Origin of the sequence: Enterococcus sp. DIV0176, from assembly GCF_050528535.1 — a bacterium.
In the GTDB taxonomy this organism is placed as follows: Bacteria; Bacillota; Bacilli; order Lactobacillales; family Enterococcaceae; genus Enterococcus_B; species Enterococcus_B thailandicus.
Genome location: NZ_CP172879.1, coordinates 184269 through 196074, shown reverse-complemented (window position 1 = coordinate 196074; position 11806 = coordinate 184269). Strand labels below are relative to the sequence as shown.

Genomic DNA, 11806 nt, shown 5'->3' with positions numbered 1-11806 from the left:
CTCCCTATCGTATAATTTTTCCAGAGCCACAGGTTAAAAATTGTGTGACTTCTTCTTGACTGAATTGATTGCAATCACCATGAACCGTATGTTTTAACGCGGACGCAGCTGTCGCAAAGTTGATTATTTCCTGCGGCGGCATGTCCGTTAACATACCATGTAGTATTCCGCCAGCAAAAGCATCACCACCTCCAACACGATCAACGATCGGTTCGATTTCATGAACTTGTGATTCAAAATAAGTTTCATCCATCCATAAGGTTCCCACTAATTGATTTGCGCTAGCTGAATAAACTTTTCTTTTGGTTGAATAGAATGCTTTAATCATAGGAAATTTCTCTTGCATTTTTTGATAATAATAAATCAGGGATTCTGTTTCTTCTTCTGGTGCTTTATCTACTCCCAACAAGTAAAGCGCATCCATTTCTCCAGCTGAACAAATGTCTACTAAAGGTAACAATTGCTTGATTACTCGGCTTGCTTCTGCTTGTGTCCATAGTTTCCCGCGATAATTGATGTCAAAACTAATCAAACAGCCTGATTCTTTCGCAGCTTCCATCAATTTTTTTGTCATCTGCTGCCATTCGATAGACAAAGCAGGTGTGATTCCAGAAACATGAAAGATGTCAACGCCTTCAAATAAATTTTCTAATGACCATTCGATTTCCGTCATTGTCGCAAAGCTGGAACCTGCTCGATCATAAATTACCGAGGCCGCTCGTTCTCCAACCCCAGCCTCCATGTAATATGTCCCTAATCGCTTACCACCGCGTAACAAGTAATTAGTTGACACCCCATAACTTTGAAGATGTTTCTGAACTGCATCGCCTAATGCATGAGTCGGAACTTTACTAGCAAAAATAGTTTCATGTCCATAGTTTGCTAATGAAATAGCGACATTAGCTTCACCGCCACCATAATCAGCTCTGAACTGCTCACTTTTAATGATACGCGTTCCTTGAGTTGTAGATAATCGCAACATGATTTCTCCAAGAGTTACCACTTTTCCCATCATGAATTACCCCGCGATTTCTTTCATTTTCGCCGCGTACTGCTTAGCTACTTCTGTCACTTTCTCAAAATCACCTGTAGCAGCCGGCGCAAGTAAATTACCACCCACACCAACAGTTACCACACCTGCATCAAACCAATCCTGCATATTTTCCAAGCTTACACCACCAGTTGGCATAATGTTGACTTGTGGCATAGGTGCTTTGAATGCGGAAACAATACTTGGACCAAATGCACTGCCAGGAAATAATTTCACAATATCAACCCCACTCTTCAGTGCTGTTTTGATTTCATCAATCGTCATACAACCTGGTAAATAAGGTACTTGGTACAAATTACATAGCTCTGCTGTTTCTTTATCAAAACATGGGCTCACAATATATTCTGCACCAGCTAAAATTGCTAAACGAGCAGTAACCGCATCTAACACTGTTCCAGCACCAATGACAATCTCTTCTCGTTCTTGATAAGTTGCTAAAAGTTCTTTGATTACTTGGTCAGCTTGTGGCACGGTAAACGTAAGTTCGATGCCCGTTAAGCCACCTTTGATAATTGCATGACAAGCATTCAGTGCTTCTTCACTCGTTTTTCCACGAACTACAGCAATCACACCAGCATTTTTCAATCGAGATAAAATTTCAATTTTTTTCATTTTCTCCACCTCTTATTTCCTATTTAGAAATTAAGTTTTATAATTTGGAAATCTATACTCGTATTATAAAGGAGAAAAGAAAAAATGCAAACGCTTTTTCATTTTTTTGTTAATGTTTCTTCTATTTTTTGTTTCGTTTGCTTTACTGCTGCAACAATTTGATTTTTAATTTCGCCTGTTAAACGATATTTAGGCATACTGATACTAAATGCACCAATGATTTCATTATTTTTGACAATAGCTGCACCGATACAAAAAATATCTTGTTCCATTTCTTCATCATCGTAAGCAATTTTGGACTGCTGTACTTTTTCAATCTCGCTTTTTAAACGCAGTGGATTAGTAATCGTGTATTCAGTAAATGGAACTAGCGGATGTTTCGTTAAGTATGTATCATATTGGTTCTCATCAAACTCAGCTAATACAGCTTTTCCCATAGCAGAACTATAGAGTGGTCTAGTCACACCGATTTTGGACGACATTCGGATCGTTTGGTTTTTCGCTTCTAGTTTATTGACATATAAAATTTCTTCATTATTTAAAATTCCTAGATGAATGGTTTCATCAATCGTGTCTTGGAGTTGTTCAAGATACGGACGCGTTGCTTCCACTAAATCTTGTTCCTCAATACTTTTGTTCGCATAACGGATAAATTTACTACCTAAACGATAATTTTTGTCCGAGTTTTTATTTGTATATCCTATTAAAGTTAATGTATCTAAAATTTTTAAAGCAGTTGAAGCAGTCATTCCCGTGCCTTTAGCAATTGCTTGTAATGAAGAATCTGGCGCTTCTGCTAAGTAATCTAAAATAGTTGATGCCTTAATCAAAACAGTTCCGTAAGGTTTTTTATTTTCCATATTGCACACTCCCGTTTCTTTATAGGAAAATTATAACGGAAAACTTTTGATTTTAATAGTACGACTGATTCAAACTTCAAATACAGGAGTTAGTTCTTGTGCCACAGGCGAATCCTCGTCATTGGTTTCCATAAAAGGAGCCATATATGTCCACCATTTTTGGTTAATCGGCGTTCGAGCAAAGTCTTCCTATAATTTTTCATCTGCGATTTCTAATTGAGAAAAAATATCTAAAATTGCTCTTATGTTTTAAATTTTTACATATCCTAATAATTTATAGCTAAGTGATCCTTGAAATGTTTCTCTCTTTTTTGTTAGACAAGGATTTTTTCAAAGCAATTCTAAAGGTACATATTGGAACACATATTTTTATCTTTACATAAAAAAATTGTCTGAATGAGAGAATCATCCAGACAAACTTATATGAATCAATATGATTTTAAATCCCCCACACAAATTTGAGCGGAAATTTGTGTGGGGGATTCATGTAGCGAACAGCTGCCAGCCGTACGCTAACTAGTGGTAATTATTAAGCTTTGTAAGCATCAATAATGATTTGTTTTAATTCACTAATTAATGGTTCTTTTGGATTAGCAGTTGTACATTGGTCTTCGTAAGCTAATTCAGCCATACGATCAACTGTTGTATCAAGTGTTTCTTGTGTCACACCTTGTGCTTTCAAGTTCATATCGATACCTACGTTTTGACCTAATTCATAAACAGCTTTTGCTAATGCATCTACTAATTCAGCAGTTGTTTCGCCTTTTAGACCTAAGAATTTAGCAATATCTGCATAATCTGTATCTGCACGGAAGTAGTCATATTTAGGGAACATTGCGTGTTTTTGTGGATCTTTCGCATTGTAACGAATAATGTGTGGTAACAAGATTGCATTTGTACGTCCATGAGGAATACCATATTCTCCACCAATTTTGTGGGCGATTGAATGACAAATTCCTAGGAACGCATTTGCAAACGCCATACCAGCCATCGTTGACGCATTATGCATTTTTTCACGTGATTCCATATCAGGTGTTTTTACTGATTTTTCTAAATAATCAAAGACTAACTTGATTGCTTGCAAACTTAAACCACGAGTGTAATCAGATGCCATGACAGATACATATGATTCAATTGCGTGAGTCAAGACATCCATACCAGTATCTGCAGTTACAGAGGCAGGAACTGACATAACAAATTGTGGATCAACAATTGCAACATCTGGTGTTAATGCATAGTCTGCTAATGGGTACTTAACATGTGTATCGCTATCAGTGATAACTGCAAATGGCGTTACTTCTGAACCTGTTCCTGAAGTTGTTGGAATACATACAAATTGAGTTTTTTCAGGTTTTGCAATTTTGTACGTACGTTTACGAATATCCAAGAATTTTTGTTTTGCTCCAAAGAAAGAAGTATCTGGGTGTTCATAGAACATCCACATTCCTTTGGCAGCATCCATTGCAGATCCACCACCTAATGCGATTACTGTATCAGGTTTAAAATCAGCCATTAGTTTTGTTCCAGCGTAAACAGTATCTGTTGAAGGGTTTGGCTCAACATCAGAGAAAACTTCAATTTTTACGTCGTTTTTACGGCGAGCAAGTACTTCACGAACTGTATCACAGTAACCAAATTGGACCATTCCTGGGTCACAAACGATCATGACACGTTCAACATTTTCCATTTTTTCTAAGTAAAGTAATGAATTCTTTTCAAAGAAGATTTTTGGTGGTAATTTGAACCATTGCATGTTATTTCTCCGTTTCGCTACAGTTTTGACGTTGATTAAGTTGACAGCAGATACATTACGAGAAACAGAATTTTTACCATAAGAACCACAACCTAAAGTTAATGAAGGAATCATTTCATTGTAGATATTACCAATTCCGCCTTCAGCTGATGGTGTGTTAACTAGAATACGACAAGCTTTCATTCGTAAACCAAATTTCACGTGTAAATCTTCATTTTCTGAATGAATAACAGCTGTATGTCCTAGTCCACCAAGATTTAACATACCTTCACATAATTCAAATGCATGGTCTGTATTGTTTGCTTTAACCATTGCTAAAACTGGTGATAATTTTTCACGTGAAAGTGGGTAATCAGCACCTACACCTTCTAATTCAGCAATTAACATTTTTGTTCCTTCTGGTACTTTGATACCTGCTAATTTAGCAATTTCCATTGCTGAATGTCCAACGATTGCTGGGTTAACAGCATACTTGCCTTCATTCATCACTGCATCTTCTAATTTTGCTAGTTCGCTTGGTTTTACGAAGTACACTTGATGCGCTTGAAATTCTGCTTTTACAGCTGCATAAATTTCTTTATCAACAATTACTGCTTGTTCAGACGCACAAATCATTCCGTTATCAAATGTTTTTGATACGATCAAATCGTTCACTGCACGTTTTACTTTTGCTGTTTTTTCAATGTATGCTGGCACGTTACCTGGTCCAACTCCTAAAGCTGGTTTCCCAGTTGAATAAGCAGATTTAACCATTCCTGCTCCACCTGTTGCTAAAACAATTGCAATTCCAGGATGGTTCATCAACATTGAAGTTGCATCAATTGATGGATGCTCGATCCATTGGATACAGTTTTCTGGTGCACCAGCTGCGATTGCCGCATCACGAACAACACGTGCTGCTTCTGCAGAAGATTTTTGTGCACTTGGATGGAAAGCAAACACGATTGGATTTCTTGTTTTCAATGCAATCATTGATTTGAAAATCGTTGTTGAAGTTGGGTTAGTCGTTGGTGTTACACCACAAACAACTCCGACTGGTTCAGCAATTTCGATTAATCCTTTTTGAACGTCCTCATTAATTACACCAACTGTTTTATCATGTTTAATATTATTCCAAATATACTCTGAAGCATACATATTTTTAATTGCTTTATCTTCATAAATACCACGACCAGTTTCTTCAACTGCCATTTTTGCTAGAGGCATATGTTGATCTAAGGCAGCCATTGCCATTTCATGTACGATATGGTCCACTTTCGCTTGATCAAAGTCTTCCATTTCCTTTAGGGCTACATTTGCTTTTGTTGCAAGATCATCGATCATTGCTTGCACGTCGATCGTTTTTACTTGTTCTTTTTCCAATGTCTTAGCCATTGTCTTCCTCCTAGTGGGTATCACATTTGTTTGTTAATTATTTCACATATGTATCATACAATAATTTATTTTAGTTGTAAATAGTTTTTTGTGATTTTTTTCACAGTTTTAAAATCAAAGATAAACCTTGATATTATAAAGTTATTTAGCTATAAGCATTTTTTGAACTATCTAAGAAAAAAATATTTTTTATTTATCAATCACGTTCACTATTGAACTTATTTTCTCGCTTTTGATTTTCAAATAAAAAAAGAGACACAACTAATTAATTAGTTGTGTCTCTTCAGATGAAAAATAATTATAGAATCTATGCTTATTTCTCGTCTTTGTTTTCTTCAGAAACTTCTTCTGTTACTTCTTCAGTGATTGTTTCTTCTTTTGTTTCAACTGGTTCTTCGATAGTTGTCACTGTAGCATCGTTTTCTACAGTCACTCCTGGTTTAACCGTTTTGATTGACGCACGGTCAAACTCTAAGAAGATACCTTCACAGTCTAAAACGACTGTGCGTTTGTCTTCATCGATTTCTGAAATTACGCCATGCAAGCCACCAATTGTAACAACTGCATCGCCTGGTTTCATACTATCTAACAAGTTTTGACGTTCTTGTTGTTGTTTCTTTTGTGTACGTGACATAAAGTACCACATTGCTAACAACGCAACGAACATCACAATCATTGGTAATGATCCCATTTTTTTTCACCTCACTCAATCTATCTACAAAAAACACTTTAGCATAAAAAGTACTATCTACACTAGCTTTTTACCTAAATTTCACATAAAAGTCATGAATTTAGAAACTCTTAGCATTTTCTTTGTTAAATCCGTATTCTTCAAAGAAGGCTGCTCTGAATTCTAATAAGTTATCATCCATGATTGCTTGACGAACTTGTTTCATCAAATTCAATAGGAAATAAAGATTATGATAAGAAGTTAAACGAATACCGAATGTTTCATCACACTTGATTAAATGACGAATATAAGCACGAGTATAGTTTTTACATGTATAGCAATCACATTTTTCATCAATTGGACGAAAATCATGTGCATATTTTGCATTTTTAACAACTAAACGACCTTGCGAAGTCATACAAGTTCCATTACGTGCGATTCTTGTTGGCAATACACAGTCAAACATATCTACTCCACGAATGACTCCATCAATCAAGGAATCAGCTGCACCAACCCCCATTAAGTAGCGTGGTTTGTCTTCTGGAATTAATGGTGTCGTAAATTCTAAAACACGGTTCATGTCTGCTTTTGGTTCCCCAACAGATAATCCTCCGATTGAATAGCCTGGGAAATCCATGCTAACTAAATCTTTCGCACTTTGACGACGTAAATCTTCAAATCCTGCCCCTTGGATAATTCCAAATAGACCTTGTGTTGCTGGATTTGCGTGAGCTTTTAGTCCACGCTCTGCCCAGCGTGAAGTACGCTCTACAGATTTTTTCACGTAGTCATAGCTTTCATCGAATGGTGGACATTCATCAAAACTCATCATGATATCTGAACCCAATTTATTTTGGATATCAATTGCTTTTTCAGGTGATAAAAACATCCGAGAACCATTCAAATGATTTTTAAAATGGACCCCTTCTTCTTCAATGTTACGCATATCACTTAATGAAAATACTTGGAAACCACCAGAATCGGTTAAAATCGGTTGATCCCAATTCATAAATTTATGCAAACCACCAGCTTCAGCGACTAGATCTTCTCCAGGTCGCAACCACAGATGGTACGTGTTACTTAAAATGATTCCTGCACCCATCTCCTTTAATTCTTCAGGAGACATAGTTTTTACTGTCGCCAATGTTCCGACAGGCATGAACATGGGAGTTGGAAAAGTACCGTGTGGCGTAATAATTTCACCTAAGCGGGCACCCGTATGTTTTTCTTTTTTGATTAAACGATAGCGAATGGCAGGTTGTGACATTCAATTCCCTACTTTCTCTATAAAATAGCGTTGACAACTCACACAATCATAATCGTTTCGGCACTTTTTTGCAAGAGTTTATCTATTGTTTCTGTTCTATTTAATCCTCTTTTTTTAGAGACATTTCCGGAATAATCAATGCAAGATGAAAGGCAAAAAAGTGAATCTTTGTTATAATAATTTTAACTTATGGAAAAGGAGTGAAAAATAGATGAAATCTTCTGCTGAATTAAAATCACAAGCTAAGGCTAGTTTGAAAGGTCGTTGGGGGCAAGCGGTATTATTGAATTTGATTCCGTCGTTAATTGCTATTGCACTTATTCTTTTGATTCTTGTACCATTCATCTTGTTTATTGCAAGTATGTCAGATGTTTCAAGTATCCAGGAAACGATTGCTAATGATAATGGTGGATCTGGTGCTGGCGGTGGTAGTGGTGGCGGAGTTGTTTCCGGCATTATTAGCGCATTGTTCATGAGTGGTATTTCTTGGACTTATCTTGATGTATTACGTGGACAAAAATCACAAATCGAACCATTTAAAGATGCATTTCGTGGATTTTCAGGTATCTTTATCGGTGGCGTAATCGGTTTAGCCATTTTAATTTGGTTATTCACCACATTATGGACATTGTTGCTTATTATCCCTGGGATTATCAAAAGTTATTCTTACTCTCAAAGCTACTTTATCTACTACGACACGATTCAAGAAACAGGTCAAAAACCTCGTGTGCTTGATACGATTACAGCAAGTCGTAAGCTAATGGATGGTTACAAAGGGAAATTGTTCTGGTTGGATTTGTCGTTTATCGGATGGCACATTCTTGCATTAATGACTGCAGGAATCGGCTATTTATGGTTGAATCCATATATTACAGCAACAAAAGCTGCTTTCTACAATGAATTGCCTAAAGATGTTGCTTACTAAACTAAACAGGTACACAAAAAAAGCTGCGGTCAATACCGCAGCTTTTTTGCTACACTTTTTTATTTATTCTTCTTCATCATCCACATCTGGCAGTTGATGGAACTTAATCAGCTCACTCACTGCAATTGGTGTGACTGATAAAATGAAGACTAGCAACCAATGATTCAAACTAATATGAACAAGTCCAAAAAGTTCTTGTGTGAATGGGAACAGTGCCATTGCTGTAGTAATTACTACAGCTAAGACGGCCATTTCTAATAGCGATTTATTGGAGGATAGACTTACCTTAAATATTGATTGACTACTTCTCACATTAAAAACATGCAAAATTGAAGAATAGGCTAAGACTAGGAAAGCAACCGTTTGACCAACTTCTTGACTAGCATCAACCCAAGGGCTAATTGTGTCAACAAAACTTCCTAGATAGTAACCAAAAAGTGTTACAACGGTAAACACACTTGCGTTCACTGCAATTTTTTGCCACAATCCACGTGCAAAAATCCCCTCATTTCGCGGTATTGGCATTTGATCCATAATTCCTGCTTCCGCCGGTTCCCTTCCTAGTGCAAATCCTGGTAGCCCATCAGCTACTACGTTGACAAATAGTAATTGAACTGCCGTAAATGGCGCACCCCAACCTAGAAGCATCGCAATCAACACAATGAAAATTTCTGAGATATTACAGCTCAAAAGAAAATTAATCGCTTTTCGAATATTTTGATAAACAGAACGGCCTTGGCTAACTGCATCAACAATCGTTGCAAAATTATCATCCGTTAAAATCATATCTGAAGCACTTTGAGCTACATCCGTCCCAGTGATTCCCATGGCACAGCCAACGTCACTTGCTTTCAACGCAGGGGCATCATTTACTCCATCACCAGTCATCGCTACAACTGCGCCTGTTCGTTGCCATGATTTAACAATCCGAATCTTGTCTTCTGGCGTTACTCGTGCATAGACAGACAATTCTTTTACACGTTCATCTAGTTCTTCATCAGTCAACGCGTGCAATTCTGCGCCTGTTAAAGCTTCTGAAGAATGCTCCAAAATTCCAAGTTCTTTTGCAATCGCACTCGCTGTCACCACATGGTCACCAGTAATCATTACTGTTTTGATCCCAGCTTTTTTCGCGCGAGCAATTGCTCCTTTACTTTCTGGGCGAGGTGGATCAATCATGCCAATCAACCCGATTAAACGTAAATCTTTTTCTAACGCTTCTGAACTAATGTCTTGTGGCTCTTCGTCATAGACAGCAAAACCAACTGCAATCACGCGAAGCGCACGTTTTCCGAAACGGTCATTGACAACTGTGGCTTGTTCGATGTCTCCATAACGAAAACGTGGAGCTAATACGTCAAAAGCACCTTTGGTAATGGAAATATATTTTTTTCCCATCTTATGTACCGTTGTCATCATTTTTCGCTCTGAGTCAAACGGCAATTCTCCAATTCGAGGATAATTTTCTTCCAACTCTGCTTTTGTATGATAGTTTTCTTCCACAGCACGCACAATTGCGGCTTCTGTTGGGTTCCCTTTGATAATCAATTCATCATTTTCTTTTTCAACACTTACATCTGTACATAAGGCTGCCATCTTCAAGACTTCCATTGCACTATCTGTCATAGCATCTTCTGTATCAGTAACTTCATCGCCGCGACTCCAAACTCGACGCACGCGCATTTTATTTTGGGTTAGCGTTCCCGTCTTATCAGAACAAATTACGTTAGCTGTTCCTAATGTTTCAACTGCAGGCAGTTGACGAATAATTGCATGTTTTTTTGCCATTTTCTGAACGCCAAATGCTAAAGTTAATGTCACGATAACTGTCAATGTTTCTGGAACTGCCGCAACTGCTAAAGATACAGAAGTCATAAACATTTCCAGTAGCGGTTCTCCTTGCAACTCACCGATAATAAAAACTAATGCAGCCGCTCCTAATGCAATAAAACTAATTCGTTTACCTAACTGATTCAAGCGAACTTGCAAAGGTGTTTTCTGCATCATATCGCCACTTAATAGTCCAGCGATTTTTCCCATTTCAGTTTGCATCCCAATTGCTGTAACAATTGCTTGACCACGACCGGCAGCTACACTGCACCCTTTAAACACCATATTAATCTGATCGCCTAAAGGTACCTCTTCTTTACTAACATAAGTAGCATCTTTCTCAACCGCTTCACTCTCACCAGTCAAAGCTGATTCTTCTACTCGGAGTTGTGAACTTTGAATCAACCGAGCATCTGCAGGAATGGTTGCACCTGATTCTAAAATCAAAATGTCCCCAACAACTAATTGTTCTGCATCAATTTGTTCTCGTTTGCCATCACGTAAAACCAGTGCCGTCTGCTTATTCATATCCTGCAACGACTCTAATGCTTTTTCTGCATTTCCTTCTTGAACAATTGTAAGTGCGGAGTTGATAACAACGATAGCGATAATCAACAGACCTTCAAATAAATCTCCGTGTTCTGTTGCAAAGGCCGTATAAAAAGAGATCACAGCAGCAACCAATAAAATAATCGTCGTAAAATCTGCTAAACTTCTAAAAAATTTTCTGGCTAATGATTCTTTCTTTGCCTCATCAAAACGGTTAAGTCCCTGTTCCTTGCCCCGCTTAGTTGCTTCTTGCGAAGACAATCCTTGTTCTAGGTTTGCATTTGTTTCTTCTTGGACTTCCCTCACCGTTTTTTTATATTCTTCCATCCTATTCCTCCTTCAATCTTCATTAAATAATAATCCTATATTAAATATAACATCATTTTTTTATTTTTTTCAACTTAATAAACTATTTCAGACAATTTATGAATTTTGTTCATAAAAAAGGCATAGAATCGCGAGCATCTCATTTGCAAACGCTAACATTTCGTGCTACTATATAGGTGTAAGGAAGGAGGATAACATCAAATAAGTTGAAGGATTTCTCGATGAAGTATTGTAAGCAAACAAAGTTGTTAGAAGTACAGGTTTCACCAAGTATACGTGTGAAGTACAAAGCGTCAAACTGATGAAAATAGTGAATGCGTATAAAGAGTTTGGATGATTCGTTTCCCAAAACCAGAAGTAACAAAGATACGTAAAATAAACAATGAACATCTGAAAATTGAATACTAGTAAAAGATGTGTCAATGAGTGTTGAAGATGTAACGAAAACAAGATTTTTTGTTTATCAAGAAGAAATTCAACAAGGTACTTTACATGTATCATGGAAAGTAACAAAAATTCTACTTATTTGATTCCTTCCGAAATACAGAGGCTGGACTTGTCGAGAGTCCAGCTTTTTTGTGTTGTCTA

At 37.2% G+C, this 11806-nt stretch carries 9 protein-coding genes; 1 reads left to right on the top strand and 8 read right to left on the bottom strand.

Translation table 11 applies throughout. The annotated features are described in order from the left end of the window. Positions 1-4 precede the first annotated feature (4 nt). The 7 genes from IGJ66_RS00995 to tgt form a co-directional block, all read right to left on the bottom strand. On the bottom strand, positions 5-1012 hold the full coding sequence (locus IGJ66_RS00995) for a PfkB family carbohydrate kinase (RefSeq protein ID WP_430616688.1): 1008 nt from the start codon (positions 1010-1012) through the stop codon (positions 5-7). Positions 1013-1018: 6 nt separating this feature from the next. Beyond that, positions 1019-1663: a bifunctional 4-hydroxy-2-oxoglutarate aldolase/2-dehydro-3-deoxy-phosphogluconate aldolase gene (locus IGJ66_RS00990; protein ID WP_067483320.1), complete on the bottom strand. Its 645-nt coding sequence runs from the start codon at positions 1661-1663 to the stop codon at positions 1019-1021. 98 nt (positions 1664-1761) lie between these two features. Continuing rightward, a complete protein-coding gene (locus IGJ66_RS00985; RefSeq protein WP_067483322.1) occupies positions 1762-2523 on the bottom strand; it encodes an IclR family transcriptional regulator in 762 nt (253 codons plus the stop codon). Between the two features lie 69 nt (positions 2524-2592). Beyond that, positions 2593-2691 (bottom strand): L-rhamnose mutarotase, encoded by a 99-nt coding sequence (locus IGJ66_RS00980; RefSeq protein ID WP_071868761.1) that lies wholly within the window; start codon positions 2689-2691, stop codon positions 2593-2595. A 361-nt stretch (positions 2692-3052) separates the two neighbouring features. Then, a complete protein-coding gene (gene adhE, locus IGJ66_RS00975) occupies positions 3053-5650 on the bottom strand; it encodes a bifunctional acetaldehyde-CoA/alcohol dehydrogenase (protein ID WP_067483323.1) in 2598 nt (865 codons plus the stop codon). Between the two features lie 313 nt (positions 5651-5963). Next, a complete protein-coding gene (yajC, locus tag IGJ66_RS00970) occupies positions 5964-6341 on the bottom strand; it encodes a preprotein translocase subunit YajC (RefSeq protein WP_067483326.1) in 378 nt (125 codons plus the stop codon). Positions 6342-6441: 100 nt separating this feature from the next. Next, positions 6442-7587 (bottom strand): tRNA guanosine(34) transglycosylase Tgt, encoded by a 1146-nt coding sequence (gene tgt / locus IGJ66_RS00965; RefSeq protein WP_067483328.1) that lies wholly within the window; start codon positions 7585-7587, stop codon positions 6442-6444. A gap of 211 nt (positions 7588-7798) precedes the next feature. On the opposite strand from tgt, the gene IGJ66_RS00960 reads away from it, so the two are divergent. Next, entirely contained in the window at positions 7799-8512 is a 714-nt protein-coding gene (locus IGJ66_RS00960) for a DUF975 family protein (protein ID WP_067483330.1), read from the top strand. Positions 8513-8575: 63 nt separating this feature from the next. Here the strand turns inward: IGJ66_RS00960 and IGJ66_RS00955 are convergent, their stop codons facing one another. After that, the gene (locus tag IGJ66_RS00955) at positions 8576-11218 is read right to left on the bottom strand and encodes a cation-translocating P-type ATPase (RefSeq protein WP_271026959.1); all 2643 of its coding nucleotides are present in this window, start codon (positions 11216-11218) and stop codon (positions 8576-8578) included. Between the last annotated feature and the right edge of the window lie 588 nt (positions 11219-11806).